Genomic DNA, 24757 nt, shown 5'->3' on the forward strand with positions numbered 1-24757 from the left:
TGATGTCTTACAATATTCCATCCCACGACTTGAGCAGACAAGACAAACATAACCGGACGAAGATCGCATTATTCGGCCACTTTGGTGCTGCGAATTTCGGCAACGAGAGTACGTTGCAAGCAATGTTATGGCATTTGCATCGTTGTGTGCCTCATGCCGAACTTACCTGCATTTGCACTGCTCCAGAATCCGTTGCAGCAGATTATGGCATCGCCGTCGTCCCAATGCGGGGAGTTGTGGTTAAGCCGTGGAAACTACGCAATCCCTTGGTTCGACTGATTCGGAACCTCGTCATTGGAGTACCAAGCGAGTTCTATCGTTGGCTCAAAGGCATTCTAACGCTACGGAGAACGGACGTGGTCATCATTCCGGGAACTGGATTGCTAACAGATGCCTTCAGCATTGCGGGTTGGGGGCCTTACAGCACATTTAAATGGTCGGTGATTGCAAAAGTGTGCCGCTGTCAGCTTTTCTTCGTAAGCATCGGAGCGGGCCCCCTGCAGTCAGCTGCCGGCAGGCTTCTTGTAAAATCAGCACTTTCTTTGGCAGACTTCCGATCTTACCGTGACGAATCGACACTACAGTATCTCAAAGCAATCGGCTTTCGGACCCACGCTGATCCTGTCTATCCGGACCTCGCATTCAGCCTGCCCCCTGCTCTGTTGCCCACCGGGCAGTGTAGGAAAGCGCGCAGGTTAGTTGTTGGCCTAGGGCTAATGGAGTACGTTGGGATGTATGGTGACGAGAAGACGACGAAGGCGCATTATTCCGCGTACCTGGAGACCCTCGTGCAATTCGTGAATTGGCTAATAGACCGTGAATACGATGTACGAATATTGATCGGGGACCTCATGGACGTACCGGTGACGCGCGAGTTTAAGGCTCGGCTGAGGGAGCGGTCTATAGCGCAGGCAGAAGATCGGGTTCTTACGGACTCGGTGGCTTCCACTGAGCAGTTACTCTCGCAATTGGCGGAAACGGATTTCGTGGTAGGCACTCGCTTCCACAATGTCCTCCTTGCGTTGCTCCTCAACAAGCCGTCGATCGCCATTTCCTTTCATCAGAAATGCTCCTCCCTGATGAGCGAAATGGGACTATCGGAATATTGCCAGGACATCAACCACTTAAATGCAGAGATATTGATGGACCAGTTCTGCCAACTCGAAAAGAACGCCGAAAACCTAAAGAGCAGGATTAGCCAGAAAGTGGCGGACTATGGTAATGCGTTGGACAAACAATATAGCCTAATCTTCGCTCGTTTATAGCTTGGATGATGCGACGCGCAAACTGGTAAGAGGAGAGCCCCGCACGGATACGCTTGAAGCTTAACCTTATTTATAGGTCACGCTCAAATGTTTGAGGGGTGACATCTAAATCCATTGGAGTACGCAGATTTCTAAGACGAATTCTGCCACTGTAGTCGCAAAATTTCAGAGCGGAGTATAGAACGAGCGGCCGCTATGCCCTTCTCGTGGCTCCTAAAAGAAAACTTGAGAACGGTATTGCTAGAGAAATGGCCAATCGTCAAAATACCATTGACTGGTTGTGTCGAACATTCGGTTCTGTGGCGAAACCGATAACTGGAGCGGTGTTGGCGAGAATATTAAGCGTTCGACTCTTTCGAACATATGTAGGCAGGCCTTTGTTGCGCGCAAACGAATGGGCTTGGAATCGTCTGCCGTCTTCCTTCCGGGACACCCGTCCAGTCCGTCGTTATGGCATGTTCCTGCATCGGCTTGTCAAACAACGTTCCGAGCGACGGCAATACCACGGAACTTTTTTCCTCCGCAATCGCCCGGAGTTGGAGTTGATGCGCGCGATCGCAAGCAACTGCGAGAGGGGCGCCACTCTGAAGATCGGCGTTGTGGCCTGCAGCAATGGAGCTGAGGTTTATTCGATCGTCTGGGCAATCCGCTCGGCGCGGCCGGACTTGAAACTTGTAGTGCATGCAATTGATATCTCTAGGGAGGTTGTGGAGATCGCCAAGCAGGGGTTCTACCCGCTGGAAATGCAGCAACTCATCGGTTCTAATATCTTCGAGCGGCTAACGGGCGAGGAAATTGGGCAGATCTTCGACCGGGAGGAGGGCTGGATGAAGGTCCAGCCGTGGCTCAAGGACAATATCGAGTGGCATGTCGGAGATGCAGGAGATCGGGAACTGGCTCTCCGTCTGGGAGCACTGGATATTGTGGTGGCAAACAAATTCCTGTGCCATATGAATCCACCACAGGCAGAGCGATGTTTGCACAGAGTGGCGCAGCTGGTAAGACCGGGCGGGCATCTCTTTGTTTCAGGAGTCGATCTGGACTTAAGAACCAGCGTTGCGCTCCAATTGGGCTGGGTTCCCGTTAAGGAGTTGATCGAGGAGATACACGATGGCGATCCCTCCGTGAGGCGAGACTGGCCGTGGAGATACTGGGGTTTGGAGCCATTCGACCGCAGGAAACCCCATTGGGGTGTCCGTTACGCCTCGGTTTTCCAATTGGGTAAACCCGAGGCAAGGGTGCACTACTGCTCAACGGAATCGCCCGGGGAGAAGAGTACGATCTTATCTACATGATCAGTTGGATGTTCGCGTGGAATACTTCTTTATCCGTTCACCGAGGAATTCGTAGCCGCTTACGGAGTTGTTGGCTATATCGCTCTCACATGCTCTTTTACGAAACGAAGCTATCAGGAGTGTTCGAGATTCACGTTGAGCCGCATGTCGACAACCGCGGGTTCTTCGCACGGTCTTGGTGCCAGAGGGAGTTCGAGGCTCATGGACTTAACCCAAAACTGGTACAGTGCAACATTTCATTCAACACGTGGAAGGGAACGCTCCGTGGCATGCACTTCCAGGCGCTGCCTCATTCGGAGGCCAAGGTCGTTCGTTGCACGAGAGGAGCGATCTGGGATGTAGTGCTCGATCTACGTTCGTCCTCGCCAACCTACAGGGACTGGGTCGCGGTCACGTTGACGGCTGCAAACCGTCATATGGTCTACGTCCCAGAGGGATGCGCGCACGGATTTCTGACCATTGAAGACGAGACAGAGGTTCTGTATCAAATGTCCGAATTCTATGATGTAGAATCCGCCCGTGGAGTACGGTGGAATGATCCGGCATTTCAGATACTTTGGCCGGAAAAAGTGGAAGTGATTTCCGACCGGGACCGGACTTACCCGAATTTTGATAAAGCGTGGATCTCCTGAAGGAACTCGACGGTAGGAATGTATCAGAGCTCGGCGGAGAATTGCACCGCTTCGCGGCAGACCTCTACCCAATCTGCCGCAGTATCACCGGCAACGGAATTCGCCAGACCCTGAAGATGATTCAGAATCGGATTCCGCTGCAGATCTTTGAAGTGCCAACGGGAACGCCCGTCTTCGATTGGAGAGTGCCCAAGGAGTGGAACATTCGGGACGCCTATATCAAGGCGCCTGACGGGAAGCGAGTTGTCGATTTCCAACAATGCAACCTGCACGTGATGAATTACAGCACGCCGGTGCACGCCACCCTGCCATTGAACGAGATCAGGCCGCACCTCTCCACAATTCCTGAGCAGCCAGATTGGATTCCTTATCGAACGTCATACTACAAGGAAGATTGGGGATTCTGTCTGTCCCATAACCAGATGTTGCAGCTCGACGACGGCGACTACGAGGTATGCATCGACTCTACGCTCGAAGAGGGACATTTGACGTATGGGGAATGTTACTTCGCCGGCCGTTCCTCCGACGAGGTTTTGATCTCGTGTCATGCGTGCCATCCATCCTTGGCGAATGACAATCTCTCCGGATTAGCCGTATCAACATTTCTGGCACGTCATCTGTCCGGACGCGATCTCCGCTACTCCTACAGGTTCCTCTTCATTCCCGGAACCATCGGCGCTATTACTTGGCTGGCGCAAAACCGCAAGGCAGTAGGAAACATCCGCCATGGCTTAGTGCTTTCGGGCATTGGGGACGTTGGTGGATTTCATTACAAGAAGAGTCGCCGGGGAAATGCGGAGATCGACAGGGCCGTGGCCTGCGTTCTCAGAGATTGCGGGGAATCATCGGAGATTCTAGACTTCTCGCCGTATGGCTATGACGAACGGCAGTACTGTTCGCCAGGTTTCAATCTTCCCGTCGGTTGTTTAATGAGAAGCGTTTGGGGGACTTTCCCCGAGTATCACACCTCCGCCGACAACCTCGATTTCATCCAACCCGCTTCGTTGGCTGGATCCCTTCATGCATGTTTGGGAATTGTGGACGTTCTCGAGAACAATCGCCGATACGTCAATCAAAACCCCTACTGCGAACCACAGCTTGGGAAGCGAAATCTCTACAGGGCTACGGGCGGGGATTCCATCGGGACTGAGATCAATGCCAGGCTTTGGGTACTTAGTCTTTCTGATGGAGACCATTCTCTATTAGATATTGCTGAGCGATCCAAAATACCGTTTTTCACCATAAGTGAAGCGGCTCGGTTGCTTTGCGATGCTAGCCTGTTGTCTCCGTTGACCTAGACTTTTGAACTTCAGGATCTCGCAATCACCCAGGTACCGGAACAATAAGCGACTTAGCTGTAACTTCCGCTTATCGCGTCCTTATCTCAATCGCTCCATCAAGAGTGCTTTTCCCCATCGCAAGCATATTAGCAACAAATCCAATCGATCGTATCAAGTTGAAGTTTTTTTAAAGGACTCTTATGAAAGTGTTGTTGACTGGCCATAAAGGCTATATAGGTTCAGTAGCAGTATCTATGTTGCTCGCCGCGGGGCACGATGTGGTTGGCCTCGATACAGGATTATATGAAGGCTGTATCTTTGGAGCGGATCAAAAAAAGGTCCCTGAGATTCGCAAGGACCTTCGAGACCTGAAGCACGCGGACATCGAAGGCTTCAATGCAGTTGTGCATTTGGCCGCGTTGTCCAATGATCCAGTGGGGAACCTTAATCCTCAACTCACCTACGACATCAATCATTTGGCCTCCGTGCATTTAGCAAAGCTTGCGAAAGATGCAGGTACTAAGCGTTTTGTTTTTGCATCTTCCTGTAGTACGTACGGCGCAGCAGGAGACGCTTTTCTCGACGAAAATTCGGAATTGAACCCGGTCACGCCATATGGAGAATCGAAGGTTTTGTCGGAGCGCGATATTGCGGTCCTGGCTGACGATAACTTTACCCCGACATATATGCGCAACGCCACGGCGTATGGTGTTTCGCCTCGCCTTCGTCTCGATATCGTGCTGAATGACCTAGTAGCGTCGGCGTTCACCACGGGTCGGATTTACATAAAGAGCGACGGTACGCCTTGGCGTCCCATCGTCCACATCCGTGACATTATCGCAGCAGTGATTGCAGTACTTGATGCACCGCGCGAAGCCGTGCACAACCAGATCTTCAACGTCGGGCGCAACCAGGAGAACTTCCGCGTACGCGAACTCGCCGATATTGTTGCTTCAGTCGTTCCTGGTTGCCAAATTGAGTTCGCTCCTGGTGGTGGTCCTGATCTCCGCTGCTATCGCGTCAACTTCGACAAGATCGGTCGAATGCTACCGGGTTTTCAGCCCCAGTGGACCGCTCTCGAAGGTGCGCGAGAACTCTATGAGGCATACAGTGCGGTACGGCTTACTACAACGGATATAGAGCAGGGACACTACGTTCGAATTGCGCAAATACAGAAGCTGGTGAACGCAGGTCAACTTGACAGTTCATTGCAATGGACCAGTCGGTATGCCCAGGCATCAGTTGTCGCCTGAAAGATACACTGAAATTCATTTTATGACCTCGGATAACACCTATGGCTACGATGATTATGACTGCTGCAACAGAGCAAGAGACAATTACCGCTAGACTATGCCGTTTTTGCGGAGCCGGTTTAGAGGACACTTTTGTCGACTTGGGAATGTCCCCTCTCTGCGAAAGCTACCCTGCTCCAGCTGACCTAAACCGCGGCGAAGTCTACTTCCCTCTTCATGTGTATGTTTGCGGGAAGTGCTTTTTGGTGCAGTTGGAAGAATACGAAAGCCCACAAAATATTTTCGGCGAGTACGCGTATTTCTCGTCATATTCGGACTCATGGCTTAAGCACGCAGACAATTACTGTGCCCTCATGAAATCGCGATTTGGTCTCCGCGGAGAAAGCTTTGTCGTCGAGGTAGCCAGCAATGACGGCTATCTCTTGCAGTATTTTGTTCAGCGCAATGTGCCAGTGCTCGGCATTGAGCCCGCAGCTAATGTAGCTAAGGTCGCGGTGGAAAAGGGAGTGCCGACACTAGTGAAGTTCTTTGGAACGCAACTGGCCGAGGAACTAGTGAGTGCTGGCCGCAGCGCAGATCTCGTTCTCGGCAATAATGTGCTCGCGCAGGTGCCGGACCTGAATGACTTTGTCGAAGGATTGAAGGTTCTGCTGAAGCCTGAAGGAGTGCTCACACTCGAGTTTCCGCATTTGCTAAAACTAATTGAGCACAATGAGTTTGACACCATTTATCACGAGCATTTCTCCTATTTCTCCTTGTTGACGACGGTGCGCCTCATGGAGGCACATGGCCTTAGAGTGTTCGACGTTGAGGAGTTGGCATCGCATGGTGGCTCGTTGCGCGTGTTCGCATGCCGTGTAGAGGCAAAAACGCACCTCGTAGAGCCAAGCGTTGCGCGTTTGATTGAAGACGAGGAGCAAGCTGGGCTTGGCACGATAGAAGGCTATATGAGTTTTGCCAAGCAGGTAAAGGAGACCAAATTGGCACTTCTAGACTTCTTGCTTGACGCCGCTCGTGCGGGTAAGAGTGTAGCGGGCTATGGCGCACCCGGCAAAAGCGCAACGTTGCTGCATTATTGTGGTATCGGAAAGGACCTAATCGGATACACGGTAGATCGAAGCCCCTACAAACAAGGACGATTTTTGCCGGGCACGCACATTCCGATTTATCATCCCGACCGAATCCGCGAGACGAAGCCAGACTATGTGGTGATCTTACCCTGGAACTTGCAAAACGAAATCATGCAGCAACTGCAGTACATCCGTGAGTGGGACGGGAAGTTTGTAGTGCCGATCCCCAAGGCGACGATTCTCTAAAAGTAAGGAGTGACTAGTCATGAAAGTAGTCTTATTTTGCGGCGGATCGGGCATGAGGCTCCGTGGATATTCTGATGATGTACCTAAACCTATGGTGCAAATTGGAACGCGACCGATCATGTGGCATCTAATGAAGTACTATGCCCACTTCGGCCACAAAGACTTCATCCTGTGCCTCGGGTACAAGGGCAACTGCATCAAAGACTACTTTCTCCACTACGATGAATCTGTTTCCAATAATTTTGTCTGGTCGAAAGGTGGGAAGAACGTCGAACTTCTAAATCGTGACATGGACGACTGGACAATTACCTTTGTCGAGACGGGGGCGAATGCCAACATTGGGCAACGTCTCAAGGCCATAGAACCCTACGTGCAGGGAGAAGAGATGTTTCTCGCTAATTATGGAGACGGATTGAGCGATGTACCTCTTCCAACGATGCTCGACACGTTTCGGAAGAGTAATGCCATCGCCTCTTTGCTGCTGGTGCAGCCGACCTCGAGTTTCGACATCGTTGATGCGGGGCCTGAAGGGATGGTGAGGGAAATCCGCCCGATAACCCGTACTGATATTTGGATCAACGGCGGATTCTTCGCTATGCGCAATGATATTTTCCGTCATATTCTGCCCGGCGAGGAACTGGTTCGAGAGCCTTTCCAGCGATTAATCGATAAGCAGGCGTTGCTTGCCCACAAGTACAACGGTTTCTGGCAATGCATGGATACTTTCAAAGACAAGCAGCATCTGGAGGAACTCAACCAAGGTTCGGCGCCGTGGAAGGTCTGGAATTGCGCCGCGAATTCCTCAGTAGACTGCAACTGCCCGCCTCTCGAACAGCGCAAGGAACAGCAAATAGTGGTATCGGCGCACGTATGATGCATCTGAATTTGAACGTGAAACCTGGGGGCGGCCTAAAGATTCTGTGTATGGGAGCGCACTCCGACGATATCGAAATTGGGTGCGGGGGCACGATCCTACGGTTGGCCGATCAATACCCTGGATGTGAGTTTCACTGGGTTGTTTTCAATGCGATTGGAATCCGAGAGGCCGAAGCCAGGCGTGGGGCGCAGCTGTTTGCCGGCTCTCGCCTGAACGGCCCACAGCTAAAATCATTCCAAGACGGATTTATGCCATATGTGGGTGGCGAAGTGAAAGCTGTTTTTGAAAATGATCTGAAGCAGCTTTCCCCCGACCTTATCTTCACTCACAATGGTAATGACGCTCATCAAGACCACCGCCTGATCTCGCAACTCACTTGGAATACCTTCCGTGGTCATTTCATTTTAGAGTACGAAATTCCGAAATACGACGGCGACTTGGGGCGGCCCAGCGTTTTCGTGCCGCTCGAGAAAGAAGTCTGCGAAAAAAAAATAGGCTACCTCATGGAGGCCTTCCACTCGCAACGGACGAAACATTGGTTCCACCCGGAAACTTTTCTTTCTCTAATGCGACTGCGAGGAATGGAGTGTGCCGCGTCCAGCGGTTACGCCGAAGCGTTTTACTGTCGCAAGCTAATAATCTGAGTTCCACTAAAAGAGAGTATTGACAATGGGATGCTCGGTTTACGTCGTAAAAGCCCCATGAAGGATTTGAAAGAGAAAACAATACGTGGCGGAATGGCGAGACTTTGCGCCCAAGGCGCCAACTTTTTCCTTCGTTTGATCTCCCTCATGATATTGGCTCGGCTCTTGGGGCCCAAAGACTTCGGCTTGGTGGGCATGGTCACAGCCTTCACTGACGTCTTGACACTATTCCGGGACTTTGGGCTCTCGTCCGCTGCAATTCAGCGTCCGACAGTTACGAATGAGCAGATTTCGACGTTGTTCTGGATCAATTTATCCGTGGGAATACTTCTTGGACTTCTGGCGGTAGCGGGCGCACCGGTTATCGCTGCTTTTTATCACGAGCCTAGATTGTCTGGGATCGCAGCTGTCGTGGCGCTTGGATTTCTTTTCAATGGGGCAGGAATACAACACTCGGTGCTTCTGCAACGCCAAATGCGTTTTACCGCGTTAGCGATCATAAATACCGTTGGGCTGATCGCTGGTTCGGCTCTGGCTATAGCCGGGGCCAAGGCCGGTTTTGGGTATTGGTCGATCGTAGCGATGACGGTGACAGTTCCACTAGTAAGTACTGTGGGGTTCTGGCTGGCTACGGCCTGGGTTCCGGGGCTGCCACGCAGACGGGTCGGAATCCGCTCTATGATGCGTTTCGGCGGCACCATTACCTTGACAGGCCTCATCGTTTATGTCGCCAGTAACCTGGAAAAAGTTCTGTTGGGCCGTTTTTGGGGAGTTGATGCTGTCGGACTCTATGGACGGGCCTACCAACTCATTAACATTCCTACAAGCAACCTGAATTCAGCGGCAGGCGAAGTTGCGTTTTCGGCGTTGTCCCGACTCCAGGACGACCCCGCTCGCCGCAGAAATTATTTCCTGAAGGGCTTTTCTTTGGTGCTAGGTCTGACCCTGCCTATCACAATTGCGTGCGCCTTTTTTGCGAATGATGTGGTGCTCGTTCTCTTGGGGGCGAAGTGGAAAGATGCCGCACCTATTTTTCGCTGGCTCGCGCCGACGATCTTAGTCTTCGCGATAGCCAATCCGTTATCGTGGCTGCTTATTGCGAGCGGCCGGATCGGCCGGCTTATGAGAATGTCTCTCGTGATTGCACCGATTATGATTCTCGGCTACATCATCGGATTGCCGTATGGCCCGAGGGGCGTCGCTTGTGCCTACTCGGTGGTGATGACCCTCTGGCTCATTCCGCTCATTACCTGGGCCGTACACGGCACGGAGATTTCCTTCTTGGATGTTGTGCGAACCGCAAGCTCACCGCTCGTTTCGAGCGTGGTGGCTGGGGGGGTGGCTCTCGGAGTGGGGTTAGCTCTTTGTCAATCGTTGTCTCCTCTAGTCCGCCTCGTTATCGAGAGCACTATTCTTCTCACTACGTTTCTCGGGGCCCTCATGTCTGTTGCCACGCAGAGATCATTGTACTTAGGTTTATTTCGCGAATTGATCGGATCTTTGTCAACGAAAGAAAAAGCCCCAGCCTCGGCTTAGCAGCAAACGAAGTAGCATCCGAATCCGGGCTGATTTATATCCATCCGGGACCAGGATGCGAGGAAATATCGTCACCCGTAATCGCGAGCATAAATGCCATTCCGGCTTAGAACATTCAGATAGAGGCTGACGTGGGTAGCGAATCAACGCAAGAGCTCGGTTCTCTGGCAGGGCGTATAGCTGTAGTCACCGGCGCGAGCGGCGGCATTGGGCGGGCTATTGCTGTTGCTTTGTCCCGAGAGGGCGTTCACGTATGTGCTTTGGGAAGAAATTCCATTGGCCTGGCGAAGACGGTCGCCGCAGCACAGGAGTATTCACAAGCTACTGAGTTTCAAGGTGATTTAACTTTGGAAGAGGACCTCCAAGCACTTCTAGTGCATCTGGAAAGCGCCGGCCGCCTTGATATTCTGATTCACTGCGCCGGAGTCATTCATCAGGATGTGATGGAGCGCGCACGTATTGAGAATTTGGATTTGCAATATTCCACCAACGTTCGCGCGCCCTACTTATTGACTCAACGTCTGCTGCCTCTCTTGATTGCCGAGCGCGGGCAAATTGTTTTCATCAACTCCACCGTCGGATTAGCGGCGAAACGACCGGACATTGGGCAATACGCCGCAACGAAACACGCTTTGAAAGCGATTGCAGAAAGTCTACGCGAAGAGGTCAACCCAAAAGGGATTCGGGTGCTTTCGGTCTATCTCGGGCGCACTGCAACGCCGATGCAGGAGCGGCTTTTTCGACAAGAAGGACATGAATATCATCCAGACGCGTTGTTGCAGCCAGAGGACATCGCCTCTGTCGTTGTTCATACCCTGCTGCTCCCTCCAACGGCCGAGGTAACGGAAATTACTATCCGTCCGATGCGCAAGACATTTACTTGATTTGCGCGATGCAGCTTCACGAAATGCTTTTTGCAGTGATGGCTCGGCCCCGAACATAAGGGGATCGGCGGACTAGGGGAAATGTCTTGACTCCCTAGTACCGCTCGCCCTGTGGATCAGGAATCGGATTCACTCTTAGCAGGGATACGCAGAGAAAAAGGCGGGGTCAACGAGATGCAAAGTGTAGGTTTCGCCTCTGAGCAAAGAAAAATGAAAGACCCTATCAAGCGAGTTGCTAAAATCAGCCTGCTAATCCTGACCCTGTTCCAGGGGATTATCGCACTTGGACAAGTCCCAGTTCTAACTCAACATAATGATAACGCACGGACCGGACAGAACCTCAGTGAGACTACCCTGAACACTTCAAACGTCAACCAAAACAGTTTCGGCAAAATCTTTTGGCGCACGGTTGACGGGTTTATCTATGCACAGCCGTTGTATGTTCCATCGCTCAATATTCAAGGCGCGACCCACAACGTAGTCTACGTTGCCACGCAGCATAACAGCGTCTACGCGTTTGATGCCGACAATCCCAACTCCCCGGCGCCTTTATGGCAAGTGAGCCTGGGGACGTCTGTCCCCAGTCAAGATATTTGCATCATTACGGGCGACACTAATCCCAACGATTGCCCTTACTATGACATCAGCCCAGAGATCGGTATTACCAGCACGCCCGTAATCGATCCGGTTGCGGGAATCATCTACGTGGTGAACAGAACCAAGAATACCAGCAACAACACCTATCACTATTTTCTGCACGCATTAGATGTGACGTCCGGGATCGAGCAGCTCGGTGGGCCGATGGAGATCACTGGACAGGTGAGCGGAACCGGCACGGGTAGCCAGGGAGGTATAGTAACCTTCGATCCGACTTATCATCTTCAGCGACCCTCTTTGCTCCTTCAGAACGGGGTGATCTACGTCGCCTTTGGCTCGCAAGGAGACATTGGTACGTGGCACGGATGGGTGATGAGCTATAACGCTACCAATTTACAACCAGAGGGAATCTTCAACGTCACGCCAGATGGAGACGATGGTGGCATTTGGTCCGTGGGGCAGGGTCTTGTTGGCGACACCTCAGGCAACGTCTATACGATGACCGGAAATGGAGACTTCACCGCAAATGTCGTAGGCGGCATAGATTACGGCGACTCTTTCGTGAAGTTTAGTGGATCGAGTCTGACTGTGGCGGACTATTTCACCCCTTCCAATCAGGCGACGTTGAACGCAGATAACACTGATCTGGGCGCTGGCGGCCCCATGCTCATGCCCGGCACTTCACTTTTGGTGGGGCAGGGCAAGGATACGATCTTTCGCGTGGTGAATTCCACCAATATGGGCCACTTTAACTCTAGTGTCGACAATGATGCACAGGAGTTTACGGCAACAACCGGACCCTTCTTCAGTTCGCCCGTCTACTGGAACAGTCCGAACAACGGCCCCGTCGTCTATGTCTGGGGGCGGACGGATTTTCTGAAAGCCTTCCAGTTCAAAGGATCGAGTTTTAACACAACTGCCATTTCGGAAGGCAAAATAGAGAATTCTACCGGATTCTCTAATGCGGCTGCCCTCTCTGTCTCAGCCAGCGGGAGCCTTGCAGGTTCAGGCATTGTATGGTCTTCGGCGCCCCTTTCTGGAGTAGCGACTGGCGTTCCAGTCCCTGGCGTCGTGCGGGCTTTCGACGCCACAGACCTCGCGACGGAACTGTGGGACAGCACACAGAACCCGACACGTGACGCCGTAGGCAATTATGCCAAGTTTGTCCCGCCCACAATCGCAAACGGGAAAGTGTACGCGGCTTCGTTTTCTGGACAGTTACAAGTCTATGGCCTTAATCCCCCCCCCTTTCAGGGAGTTCAGTTCGTTCAGGTAGCTTCGGCCACGCCTCAATCTACTACGGCACTGGTTCCTGTGGCCTATACGGGACCGCAGACGGCTGGTGACCTGAACGTCGTAATCGTGGGTTGGAATGACAGCGCTGCCACCGTGCAGTCGATTACCGATTCCGCTGGGAACAACTACGCGCTTGCGGTCGGCCCAACCACGGGCACTGCTTTACGCGAATCTATCTACTACGCGACGAATATCGTCGGCAGCAACACCAATACAGTGACCGTTATCTTCAATCAAGGCGCTACCAAGCCTGATGTGCGAATCTTGGAATATAGCGGAGTGGCTACGTCGAATCCACTTGATGTATCTGCCGGAGCCAGCGGAAATAGCAACGTCGCCGACAGTGGGTTTTTCGGGACGACTGCCGCGAACGAACTGATTGTCGGGGCAGATATGGTGAGCAGCAACACCACCATCATGGCAGGTGCGCCTTACACAATCAGAACCATTACGTCTCCGAACTCAGACCTTGCAGCAGATTACCTGGTCAACGTGCCTGGCAGCTATCACTCTTGGGCGCCTCTGAATGCTTCTGGGGCGTGGGTGATGCAGGCTGTCACGTTCCGAGCGGCAGCTGCGAGTACCGTACCATTTGTGAGCGGAATTACACCGAATAGTGGCCCGGTAAAGGGCGGAACGTCGGTGACGATCACGGGTATTGATTTCGCAGCAGGCGCAACGGTGACGTTTGGCGGTACTGCAGCAACGAACGTGGCTGTAGTAAACAGCACGACGATCACAGCGACGACGCCAGCGGGCAGTGTCGGCGCCGCGACGGTGACGGTAACTAACTCCGGTGGGCAGAGCGGAAACCTGGCCAATGCATTTACTTATATCGGACAACCGACGATAAGCAGTGTGAGTCCGACCAACGGATCGACCTCAGGCGGAACTGTGGCAACGATCACGGGAACGAACTTCGCGGCGGGAGCAGCGGTGACGTTTGGCGGGACGGCCGCGACGAACGTGGTGGTATTGAACAGCACGACGATCACAGCGACAACGCCAGCGGGCAGTGCCGGTGCAGTGACGGTGACGGTGACCAACGTTGGGTCGCAGAGCGGGAGCCTGGCCAACGCGTTCACCTATGTGGTGGGGGAGCCCGCGGTGAGCAGTGTGAGTCCGAACAACGGTCCGGTGGCGGGTGGAACGGCGGTGACGATCACGGGGACGAACTTCGCAGCCGGGGCGACGGTGACGTTTGGCAGTGCGGCAGCAACAAACGTGGTAGTCGTGAACAGCACGGAGATCACAGCGACAACGCCAGCAGGGAGTGCCGGTGCGGTGACAGTGACGATGACGGCGAACGGGCAGAGCGGAAGTCTGGCCAACGGCTTCACCTACAACGCGCCGGTGGCGATCAGTTTCTCGCAGGTGGCTTCGGCGACGCCGCAGTCACCAACAGCAACGGTGAGCGTGAGCTACCCGGGAGAGCAGACGCTGGGTGATATGAACGTGGTGGTAGTGGGATGGAACGACACTACGGCGACGGTGCAGTCGGTGAAGGATAGCGCAGGGAACACCTACAGTCTGGCGATCGGGCCGACCAGCGGAACGGCGTTGCGGCAATCGATCTACTATGCACCGGTCAGTGTGACAGGCGGCAACACGGTGACGGTGACGTTCAGCCAGGCAGCGGCCTATCCGGATGTGCGCATTCTGGAGTACACGGGAGTGACGGCACTGGATGTGACGGCTGGGGCGAGCGGGAGCAGCGCGAGTGCCAATAGCGGCGCCGCGACGACGACCGCCGCCAACGAGTTGATCTTCGGGGCGGACATGGTAGCGACGACGACGGGGGCGGCGGGGAGCGGATTTACGTCGCGGATCATCACGTCGCAGGACGGAGATATAGCAGAGGACAAGGTGGCGACGGCGGCGGGCAGCAACAGCGCCACAGCGACACTGACCTCGGCCGGTCCCTGGGTCATGCAGATGGTGACGTTCTCGGCTGTTTCTGGCCCGGCGCCGACGGTGAGTAGTGTGAGCCCGACCAGTGGGTCGACTTCGGGTGGAACGGCAGTGACGATCACGGGGACGAACTTTGCAGCCGGGGCCTCGGTGACATTTGGAAGTACGGCGGCAACCAGCGTGGTGGTAGTCAACAGCACGACGATCACGGCCGCGACGCCGGCAGGTAGTGCCGGTGCGGTGACCGTGACAGTGACAGCGAACGGGCAGAGCGGAAGCCTGTCCAATGCATTTACCTATATCGCAACGCCGACGGTGAGCAGGGTGTCGCCAAGCAGTGGTCTGGTGGCGGGTGGAACGGCCGTGACGATCACAGGCACGAACTTCACAGCTGGGGCGACGGTAACGTTTGGCAGTACTGCGGCAACCAGCGTCGTGGTAGTGAACAGCACCACGATCACAGCGACGACGCCGGCGGGGAGTGCCGGCGCGGTGACGGTGACGGTGACGGCGAACGGGCAGAGTGGAAGTCTGGCCAGTGCCTTTACCTATATTGCACAGCCGACGGTGAGCAGTGTGAGCCCGAACAGCGGGTCGACATCGGGTGGAACGGCGGTGACGATCACGGGGACGAACTTCGCAGCCGGGGCGACGGTGACATTTGGCAGTTCGGCAGCGACAAACGTGGTGGTAGTGAACAGCACCACGATCACAGCGACAACGCCGGCGGGCAGTGCCGGTGCAGTGACGGTGACCGTGACCAACGTTGGGTCGCAGAGCGGGAGCCTGACCAACGGCTTCACGTATGTGGTGAAGCCGACGGTAAGCAGTGTGAGTCCGAACAACGGTCCGGTAGCGGGCGGGACCGCAGTGACGATCACGGGAACCAACTTCGCAGCCGGGGCGACGGTGACGTTTGGCAGTACTGCGGCAACCAGCGTGGTGGTGGTGAACAGCACGACGATCACAGCGACGACGCCGGCGGGCAGTGCCGGTGCGGTGACGGTGACGGTGACGGCGAACGGGCAGAGTGGAGGTCTGACCGGTGCCTTTACCTATATTGCACAGCCGACAGTGAGCAGCGTGAGCCCGAACAGCGGGTCGACTTTGGGTGGAACGGCGGTGACCATCACGGGGACGAACTTCGCAGCCGGGGCGACGGTGACATTTGGTAGTGCGGCAGCAACAAACGTGGTAGTCGTGAACAGCACGACGATCACAGCGACAACGCCAGCGGGCAGTGCCGGTGCGGCGACGGTGACGGTGACCAACGTTGGGTCGCAGAGCGGAAGTCTGGCCAACGGCTTCACCTACAACGCGCCGGTGGCGATCAGTTTCTCGCAGGTGGCTTCGGCGACGCCGCAGTCACCAACAGCAACGGTGAGCGTGAGCTACCCGGGAGAGCAGACGCTGGGTGATATGAACGTGGTGGTAGTGGGATGGAACGACACTACGGCGACGGTGCAGTCGGTGAAGGATAGCGCAGGGAACACCTACAGTCTGGCGATCGGGCCGACCAGCGGAACGGCGTTGCGGCAATCGATCTACTATGCACCGGTCAGTGTGACAGGCGGCAACACGGTGACGGTGACGTTCAGCCAGGCAGCGGCCTATCCGGATGTGCGCATTCTGGAGTACACGGGAGTGACGGCACTGGATGTGACGGCTGGGGCGAGCGGGAGCAGCGCGAGTGCCAATAGCGGCGCCGCGACGACGACCGCCGCCAACGAGTTGATCTTCGGGGCGGACATGGTAGCGACGACGACGGGGGCGGCGGGGAGCGGATTTACGTCGCGGATCATCACGTCGCAGGACGGAGATATAGCAGAGGACAAGGTGGCGACGGCGGCGGGCAGCAACAGCGCCACAGCGACACTGACCTCGGCCGGTCCCTGGGTCATGCAGATGGTGACGTTCTCGGCTGTTTCTGGCCCGGCGCCGACGGTGAGTAGTGTGAGCCCGACCAGTGGGTCGACTTCGGGTGGAACGGCAGTGACGATCACGGGGACGAACTTTGCAGCCGGGGCCTCGGTGACATTTGGAAGTACGGCGGCAACCAGCGTGGTGGTAGTCAACAGCACGACGATCACGGCCGCGACGCCGGCAGGTAGTGCCGGTGCGGTGACCGTGACAGTGACAGCGAACGGGCAGAGCGGAAGCCTGTCCAATGCATTTACCTATATCGCAACGCCGACGGTGAGCAGGGTGTCGCCAAGCAGTGGTCTGGTGGCGGGTGGAACGGCCGTGACGATCACAGGCACGAACTTCACAGCTGGGGCGACGGTAACGTTTGGCAGTACTGCGGCAACCAGCGTCGTGGTAGTGAACAGCACCACGATCACAGCGACGACGCCGGCGGGGAGTGCCGGCGCGGTGACGGTGACGGTGACGGCGAACGGGCAGAGTGGAAGTCTGGCCAGTGCCTTTACCTATATTGCACAGCCGACGGTGAGCAGTGTGAGCCCGAACAGCGGGTCGACATCGGGTGGAACGGCGGTGACGATCACGGGGACGAACTTCGCAGCCGGGGCGACGGTGACATTTGGCAGTTCGGCAGCGACAAACGTGGTGGTAGTGAACAGCACCACGATCACAGCGACAACGCCGGCGGGCAGTGCCGGTGCAGTGACGGTGACCGTGACCAACGTTGGGTCGCAGAGCGGGAGCCTGACCAACGGCTTCACGTATGTGGTGAAGCCGACGGTAAGCAGTGTGAGTCCGAACAACGGTCCGGTAGCGGGCGGGACCGCAGTGACGATCACGGGAACCAACTTCGCAGCCGGGGCGACGGTGACGTTTGGCAGTACTGCGGCAACCAGCGTGGTGGTGGTGAACAGCACGACGATCACAGCGACGACGCCGGCGGGCAGTGCCGGTGCGGCGACGGTGACGGTGACCAACGTTGGGTCGCAGAGCGGAAGTCTGGCCAACGGGTTCACCTACGCGGCGGCGACGATCAGCTTCTCGCAGGTGGCTTCGGCGACGCCGCAGTCACCAACAGCAACGGTGAGCGTGAGCTACCCGGGAGAGCAGACGCTGGGTGATATGAACGTGGTGGTAGTGGGATGGAACGACACTACGGCGACGGTGCAGTCGGTGAAGGATAGCTCAGGGAACACCTACAGTCTGGCGATCGGGCCGACCAGCGGGACAGCGTTGCGGCAGTCGATCTACTATGCGTCAAACATTGCGGGTGGCAGCGGCAATACAGTGACGGTGACGTTCAGCCAGGCAGCGGCCTATCCGGATGTGCGCATTCTGGAGTACACGGGAGTGACGGCACTGGATGTGACGGCTGGGGCGAGCGGGAGCAGCGCGAGTGCCAATAGCGGCGCCGCGACGACGACCGCCGCCAACGAGTTGATCTTCGGGGCGGACATGGTAGCGACGACGACGACGAAGGTGGGGACCGGATTTACGTCGCGGGTTATCACGACGCCGGACGGAGACATTGCTGAAGACAAGATCGTGACGACGGCCGGAAGCAACAGTGCCACGGCAACGTTGACCTCCGGTCCCTGGGTCATGCAAATAGTCGCGTTTAAATGAGTTAAGTTGCGTCACTAGGATGCGTAGCTGCTAAGAAAGAGTTAGGCAACCTTCGACTACGCGGCAGCGGCTATGAACTGGGTTCAGTGGCTTACTGCCAATCTAACTATCAACTGGGGATGGGGAGTCAACGAACATGACACGATATGGGTTGGTTTGCCTATTGCTTGGGCTTCTATTTGTATATCCGATAGTGAACTCGACATCAGCTTTAGCAGGGCAGGTCGCTCCTAAAGCTGAAGACGCTGCTCACGATTTGAACTCGAAATCGAGAACCGGAAACACCGCGTCGGATAAGGCGGCAATCACAATTACCGGCCTCTGCAGCAATTCGTTGAACAGCAAAGCAGCGGCGTCTAACTGCAAAACCGTGATCACCCAGTCTCAGTTCCAAAGGATCATAGACGCCGTCGAGCCTAACCTGCCGGCACGCGGACGCCGTGAGTTTGCCGAGCGTTACGCGGATGCACTGGTAATGGCAAACAAGGCAGAACAAATGGGCCTCGACAAACGGGCGATCTATGAAGAGCAGATGAAACTCGCTCGTGTTCAGATATTGTCTCAGGACCTAAAAAAGCTTATTCAGGAGTGGGCTGCACAAATCTCTGACAGTGATATCGAAGACTATTACCGCAACAACATTGCGAGATTCGAGAAAGCAGAGGTAGATAGAGTATTTGTTCCTAAGATCCGATCTACACCTATATCTTCCGACGTAAAACTAAGTGATGCGGATCAACAAAGGTACTCAGGGGAGTCTCAACAAGCGATGAAGAACGAGGCAACCACTCTGTATAGCCGTGCGGTTGCCGGCGAAGGCTTCACCGAGCTACAGGCCGATGCCTATCGGGTTGCTGGAATCAAGACTGCTACGCCCGCCACGAGCATGCTGATCAGGCGCGTATCATTACCGCCCAGTCAAGTTTCAATCATGAACTTGAAGTCTGGTGACATCTCATCCGTATTGGCAGATCCCAATGGTTATGTCATCTATAGGATTAAGGCTAAATACGTGCTTTCCTTGGATCAGGTTCGGGAAGAAATCAAGGAAATTTTGCGTTCGCAGCGCCTGAAGGACAAAATGCGCGATGTTGAAGATTCAGCGACGCCCTCTCTCGACGAAAGCTATTTCGCTCGCTAAGCTGCGTTTGACACGGTTGAATCAATTACTACGTCGCCGACCGTAGTAAACCGCCTCTCCTACACCGACCTCAGTTTGCCCCAGTTGAAATTGCAGCTATCAAGACTCCTCGCTGCTGCCATTCCTTCCCTGCTCTTCTACCCTCAAAAGGCGATCTGAGCAGCACTAGTATTTGTGCCCCTATGAAAGCAATCTATCAACTGAAAGATCGTCTTAGGAGGTTATCCGTGGATTCCCTCGCGAAATCTATGCGCGATCTTCTTGCTCTTATTTTGCTTGCAACATTCGCAACGATTCCTTCCGTTGGGCAGGCACCGGCCCCATCGCGAGTGAGCAGCCAGGGCTACATCAACGGGACGGCACTGACCACGCACACCACTGCGGCGTTCAACACAGTAGGAGCATCCACCCTGGTGATGTTCGTATCGACGGACTCCCCATGGAACAGTCAACCAGTAAGTATCAGCGGGGTGAGCGACAACCTGGGCAACAGCTGGAAGGTTCTGACCGGCCCCACCTCATGGACGGGCAGCCAATACGGCCAGCAGTCGGCGATTTATTATGTGAACGTTCCGGCGACGAGCGCGACGCACGCGGTGACGGTGCAGCTGACCAACCCGGCCCCGCTGGTGATGCACATCTTCGCTGCATCCGGATCAGACATCACCAGCCCGCCGATCTACTCGGCCATCACGGATCCGGGAACAGGTGCGACTTCGGCCACTGTGACCACGGCGCCGATCACGGTGCCCGTCGATACCCTGCTACTGAGCTGGGTCAAGAACGAGAGCAGCGCCACCGCCACTGCGCTCGACGGCTACACCCTCGACCAGACCGGATCAACCACATATCTCTGGGACGAGACCCAGACAGCTCTCAGCGCCGGCTCCTACAGCGGCGACTTCCAGTACAACTCCTCCATCGGCTGGCAGACCGCAGTCGTCGGGCTCAAACCCGCGCCCGTCGGACCGGTGGCTTTCAACCAGGCGGTTACGGTCAGTTCCGGAACGTCGGCAGCAATCACACTGACAGCGCAGTCGCCGGGTGGCTTACCCCTGGTCTATAGCGTGGTGAGCGAGCCCACGCATGGCTCGCTGACCGGCTCTACCCCGAACCTGACCTACACGCCGAACACAAGCTATACCGGCTCCGACGCCTTCACCTTCAAGGCCAACGACGGAACAGGCGACAGCAACATCGCCACCGTGAGCCTCACGGTCAAGGGGCCGAACCACGCACCTATGGCCAGCAACTCAAGCGTGACGGTTGCAGGCCCAACGGCAGTGATGCTCACCGCCACCGACGCCGACGGGGATGCGTTAACCTACACCGTGGTAAGCCCGCCTGCGCACGGGCAGGTCTCCTCCGGGACAGGGCCCAACCGGACCTACACCCCCAACACAGGCTATACCGGCTCCGACACCTTCACCTTCAAGGCCAACGACGGCCAGGCCGACAGCAACGTAGCTACAGTCAGTCTCACCGTGACCACCGTGGCACCGGCCCCATCGCGAGTGAGCAGCCAGGGCTACATCAACGGGACGGCACTGACCACGCACACCACTGCGGCGTTCAACACAGTAGGAGCATCCACCCTGGTGATGTTCGTATCGACGGACTCCCCATGGAACAGTCAACCAGTAAGTATCAGCGGGGTGAGCGACAACCTGGGCAACAGCTGGAAGGTTCTGACCGGCCCCACCTCATGGACGGGCAGCCAATACGGCCAGCAGTCGGCGATTTATTATGTGAACGTTCCGGCGACGAGCGCGACGCACGCGGTGACGGTGCAGCTGACCAACCCGGCCCCGCTGGTGATGCACATCTTCGCTGCATCCGGATCAGACATCACCAGCCCGCCGATCTACTCGGCCATCACGGATCCGGGAACAGGTGCGACTTCGGCCACTGTGACCACGGCGCCGATCACGGTGCCCGTCGATACCCTGCTACTGAGCTGGGTCAAGAACGAGAGCAGCGCCACCGCCACTGCGCTCGACGGCTACACCCTCGACCAGACCGGATCAACCACATATCTCTGGGACGAGACCCAGACAGCTCTCAGCGCCGGCTCCTACAGCGGCGACTTCCAGTACAACTCCTCCATCGGCTGGCAGACCGCAGTCGTCGGGCTCAAACCCGCGCCCGTCGGACCGGTGGCTTTCAACCAAGCGGTTACGGTCAGCTCCGGAACGTCGGCAGCAATCACACTGACAGCGCAGTCGCCGGGTGGCTTACCCCTGGTCTATAGCGTGGTGAGCGAGCCCACGCATGGCTCGCTGACCGGCTCTACCCCGAACCTGACCTACACGCCGAACACAAGCTATACCGGCTCCGACGCCTTCACCTTCAAGGCCAACGACGGAACAGGCGACAGCAACATCGCCACCGTGAGCCTCACGGTCAAGGGGCCGAACCACGCACCTGTGGCCAGCAACTCAAGCGTGACGGTTGCAGGCCCAACGGCAGTGATGCTCACCGCCACCGACGCCGACGGGGATGCGTTAACCTACACCGTGGTAAGCCCGCCTGCGCACGGGCAGGTCTCCTCCGGGACAGGGCCCAACCGGACCTACACCCCCAACACAGGCTATACCGGCTCCGACACCTTCACCTTCAAGGCCAACGACGGCCAGGCCGACAGCAACGTAGCTACAGTCAGTCTCACCGTGACCACCGTGGCACCGGCCCCATCGCGAGTGAGCAGCCAGGGCTACATCAACACGACAGCGCTGACCACGCACACCACTGCGGCGTTCAACACAGTAGGAGCATCCACCCTGGTGATGTTCGTGGGTAGCCATTCCCCATGGAACAGTCAACCAGTAAGTATCAGCGGGGTAAGCGACAACCTGGGCAACAGCTGGAAAGTTCTGACCGGCCCAACCTCGTGGATCGGCGAGTCGGAGCCTATGCTGGGAGCGATTTATTATGTGAACGTTCCAGCAACTAGCGCGACGCACATGGTGACGGTGCAGCTGACCAACCCGGCGCCGCTGGTAATGCACATCTTCGCTGCATCCGGATCAGACATCACCGGCCCGCCGATCTACTCGGCCATCACAGATCCGGGAACGGGTGTAACTTCGGCGAGCGTAATCACGGCGCCGATCACGGTCCCCGCCGACACTCTGCTAATCAGCTGGGTGAAGAACGAGACCGATGCCACCGCCACCGCGCTCGACGGCTACACCCTCGACCAGACCGGATCAACCACATATCTCTGGGACGAGACCCAGACAGCTCTCAGCGCCGGCTCCTACAGCGGCGACTTCCAGTACAACTCCTCCATCGGCTGGCAGACCGCAGTCGTCGGGCTCAAACCCGCGCCCGTCGGACCGGTGGCTTTCAACCAGGCGGTTACGGTCAGCTCCGGAACGTCGGCAGCAATCACACTGACAGCGCAGTCGCCGGGTGGCTTACCCCTGGTCTATAGCGTGGTGAGCGAGCCCACGCATGGCTCGCTGACCGGCTCTACCCCGAACCTGACCTACACGCCGAACACAAGCTATACCGGCTCCGACGCCTTCACCTTCAAGGCCAACGACGGAACAGGCGACAGCAACATCGCCACCGTGAGCCTCACGGTAGTGGTGCAGCCGATGGTGACCGGGGTGTCACCGAACAATGGTCCGGTTGCTGGCGGAACCGCGGTGACGATCACGGGGACGAACTTCGCACCCGGGGCGACAGTGACGTTTGGCAGTGCCGCTGCAACGAATGTGACGGTAGCGAACAGCACAACGATCACGGCAACAACGCCACCGGGCAGTACCGGTGCGGTGACGGTCGCGGTAGTGGTGAACGGCCAGAGTGGGAGTCTGGCCAGTGCATTTACTTATATAGGACAGCCGATGGTGACCGGGGTGTCACCGAACAATGGTCCGGTGGCTGGCGGAACCGCGGTGACGATCACGGGGACGAACTTCGCACCCGGGGCGACAGTGACGTTTGGCAGTGCCGCTGCAACGAATGTGACGGTAGCGAACAGCACAACGATCACGGCAACAACGCCACCGGGCAGTACCGGTGCGGTGACGGTCGCGGTAGTGGTGAACGGCCAGAGTGGGAGTCTGGCCAGTGCATTTACTTATATAGGACAGCCGATGGTGACCGGGGTGTCACCGAACAATGGTCCGGTTGCTGGCGGAACCGCGGTGACGATCACGGGGACGAACTTCGCACCCGGGGCGACAGTGACGTTTGGCAGTGCCGCTGCAACGAATGTGACGGTAGCGAACAGCACAACGATCACGGCAACAACGCCACCGGGCAGTACCGGTGCGGTGACGGTCGCGGTAGTGGTGAACGGCCAGAGTGGGAGTCTGGCCAGTGCATTTACTTATATAGGACAGCCGGCGGTAACCGGCGTGTCGCCTAACAACGGTCCAGTTGCTGGCGGAACCGCGGTGACGATCACGGGGACGAACTTCGCACCCGGGGCGACGGTGACGTTTGGCAGTGCCGCTGCAACGAATGTGACGGTAGCGAACAGCACAACGATCACGGCAACAACGCCACCGGGCAGCACCGGTGCGGTGACGGTGAAGGTGACCAACTCCGGCGGTCAGAGCGGAAGCTTGGCCAACGGGTTCACCTATACCGCGACAGCGGCGATTAGCTTCGCGCAGGTAAACTCATCGACGCCGCAATCACCAACAGCAACGGTAACCGTGAGCTACCCGGCAGCGCAGACTCCAGGAAACTTGAACGTGGTAGTGGTGGGATGGAACGACACTACGGCGACGGTGCAATCGGTCAAGGATAGCGCAGGGAATGTCTACAGCCTCGCCATCGGACCGACGAGCGGTACAGCATTGCGGCAATCGATCTACTATGCGGCAAACATTGCAGGTGGCAGCGGCAACACGGTAACGGCAATCTTCAGCCAGGCGGCGGTGTATCCGGATGTGCGCATCCTGGAGTACAAGGGAGTGACGAAGCTGGATGTGGTTGCGGGGGCGAGCGGAAGTAGTGCGAGCGCGAACAGTGGCGCCGCGACGACAACGAGTGCCAACGAATTGATCTTTGGAGCAAACACCGTAGCGACAACGACGAAGGCGGCAGGAAGCGGCTTTACCAAGCGGCTGATCACAACCCCGGACGCAGATATAGCTGAAGACAAGATTGTAACGACTTCGGGAAGCACCAGTGCCACAGCGACAGTGGCCTCCGGCCAATGGGTTATGCAAATGGTCGCCTTTAAATGAGTTAGCTGCGTCAGTTCGATGCCTTCGCTAATAAAGAGAGGTAGCCACTGTGGTCACGGCACCGATCACGG

13 protein-coding genes are annotated in these 24757 nt (G+C 56.3%); all 13 read left to right on the plus strand.

The genetic code is table 11. The features are described 5' to 3' along the window. The first annotated feature begins 2 nt into the window (after nt 1–2). Nucleotides 3–1265 (plus strand): polysaccharide pyruvyl transferase family protein, encoded by a 1263-nt coding sequence (locus RBB76_RS02985; RefSeq protein WP_429632781.1) that lies wholly within the window; start codon nt 3–5, stop codon nt 1263–1265. A gap of 455 nt (nt 1266–1720) precedes the next feature. Further along, complete coding sequence (locus tag RBB76_RS02990) at nt 1721–2560, plus strand: CheR family methyltransferase (protein WP_433963554.1); 840 nt, start codon at nt 1721–1723, stop codon at nt 2558–2560. An 89-nt stretch (nt 2561–2649) separates the two neighbouring features. Beyond that, nucleotides 2650–3192, plus strand: a complete 543-nt coding sequence (gene rfbC, locus RBB76_RS02995) for a dTDP-4-dehydrorhamnose 3,5-epimerase (RefSeq protein ID WP_433963510.1) — start codon at nt 2650–2652, stop codon at nt 3190–3192. After that, nucleotides 3180–4490, plus strand: a complete 1311-nt coding sequence (locus RBB76_RS03000) for a DUF4910 domain-containing protein (RefSeq protein ID WP_429632778.1) — start codon at nt 3180–3182, stop codon at nt 4488–4490. The genes rfbC and RBB76_RS03000 overlap by 13 nt, the downstream gene beginning before the upstream one ends. Before the next feature lie 182 nt (nt 4491–4672). Beyond that, nucleotides 4673–5725: an NAD-dependent epimerase/dehydratase family protein gene (locus tag RBB76_RS03005; RefSeq protein WP_429632776.1), complete on the plus strand. Its 1053-nt coding sequence runs from the start codon at nt 4673–4675 to the stop codon at nt 5723–5725. A 41-nt stretch (nt 5726–5766) separates the two neighbouring features. Beyond that, nucleotides 5767–7041 carry a methyltransferase domain-containing protein gene (locus RBB76_RS03010; protein WP_429632774.1) on the plus strand — a complete coding sequence of 425 codons (1275 nt, stop codon included), beginning with the start codon at nt 5767–5769 and terminating at the stop codon, nt 7039–7041. 19 nt (nt 7042–7060) lie between these two features. Beyond that, the gene (locus tag RBB76_RS03015) at nt 7061–7915 is read left to right on the plus strand and encodes a sugar phosphate nucleotidyltransferase (RefSeq protein WP_429632772.1); all 855 of its coding nucleotides are present in this window, start codon (nt 7061–7063) and stop codon (nt 7913–7915) included. Further along, nucleotides 7912–8562, plus strand: coding sequence for a PIG-L deacetylase family protein (locus RBB76_RS03020; protein WP_429632770.1), 651 nt, complete (start codon nt 7912–7914; stop codon nt 8560–8562). The genes RBB76_RS03015 and RBB76_RS03020 overlap by 4 nt, the downstream gene beginning before the upstream one ends. A gap of 57 nt (nt 8563–8619) precedes the next feature. After that, nucleotides 8620–10098, plus strand: coding sequence for a lipopolysaccharide biosynthesis protein (locus tag RBB76_RS03025; protein WP_429632768.1), 1479 nt, complete (start codon nt 8620–8622; stop codon nt 10096–10098). A 131-nt stretch (nt 10099–10229) separates the two neighbouring features. Further along, entirely contained in the window at nt 10230–10982 is a 753-nt protein-coding gene (locus RBB76_RS03030; protein WP_429632766.1) for an SDR family NAD(P)-dependent oxidoreductase, read from the plus strand. Nucleotides 10983–11192: 210 nt separating this feature from the next. Continuing rightward, the gene (locus tag RBB76_RS03035; RefSeq protein WP_433963511.1) at nt 11193–18335 is read left to right on the plus strand and encodes a beta strand repeat-containing protein; all 7143 of its coding nucleotides are present in this window, start codon (nt 11193–11195) and stop codon (nt 18333–18335) included. Nucleotides 18336–18528: 193 nt separating this feature from the next. Further along, nucleotides 18529–19476, plus strand: coding sequence for a peptidylprolyl isomerase (locus tag RBB76_RS03040; protein ID WP_429634947.1), 948 nt, complete (start codon nt 18529–18531; stop codon nt 19474–19476). Between the two features lie 248 nt (nt 19477–19724). Beyond that, on the plus strand, nt 19725–24686 hold the full coding sequence (locus tag RBB76_RS03045; RefSeq protein ID WP_433963512.1) for a beta strand repeat-containing protein: 4962 nt from the start codon (nt 19725–19727) through the stop codon (nt 24684–24686). Nucleotides 24687–24757 lie beyond the last annotated feature (71 nt).

This window comes from Tunturiibacter psychrotolerans (assembly GCF_051013365.1).
Taxonomy (GTDB): Bacteria; Acidobacteriota; Terriglobia; order Terriglobales; family Acidobacteriaceae; genus Edaphobacter; species Edaphobacter psychrotolerans_A.

Coding starts and splice junctions, on each gene's coding strand:
- RBB76_RS02985 (WP_429632781.1), top strand. CDS start 3: ATGTCTTACAATATTCCATCCCACGACTTGAGCAGACAAGACAAACAT.
- RBB76_RS02990 (WP_433963554.1), top strand. CDS start 1,721: ATGTTCCTGCATCGGCTTGTCAAACAACGTTCCGAGCGACGGCAATAC.
- rfbC (WP_433963510.1), top strand. CDS start 2,650: ATGCTCTTTTACGAAACGAAGCTATCAGGAGTGTTCGAGATTCACGTT.
- RBB76_RS03005 (WP_429632776.1), top strand. CDS start 4,673: ATGAAAGTGTTGTTGACTGGCCATAAAGGCTATATAGGTTCAGTAGCA.
- RBB76_RS03010 (WP_429632774.1), top strand. CDS start 5,767: ATGGCTACGATGATTATGACTGCTGCAACAGAGCAAGAGACAATTACC.
- RBB76_RS03015 (WP_429632772.1), top strand. CDS start 7,061: ATGAAAGTAGTCTTATTTTGCGGCGGATCGGGCATGAGGCTCCGTGGA.
- RBB76_RS03020 (WP_429632770.1), top strand. CDS start 7,912: ATGATGCATCTGAATTTGAACGTGAAACCTGGGGGCGGCCTAAAGATT.
- RBB76_RS03025 (WP_429632768.1), top strand. CDS start 8,620: ATGAAGGATTTGAAAGAGAAAACAATACGTGGCGGAATGGCGAGACTT.
- RBB76_RS03035 (WP_433963511.1), top strand. CDS start 11,193: ATGAAAGACCCTATCAAGCGAGTTGCTAAAATCAGCCTGCTAATCCTG.
- RBB76_RS03045 (WP_433963512.1), top strand. CDS start 19,725: ATGCGCGATCTTCTTGCTCTTATTTTGCTTGCAACATTCGCAACGATT.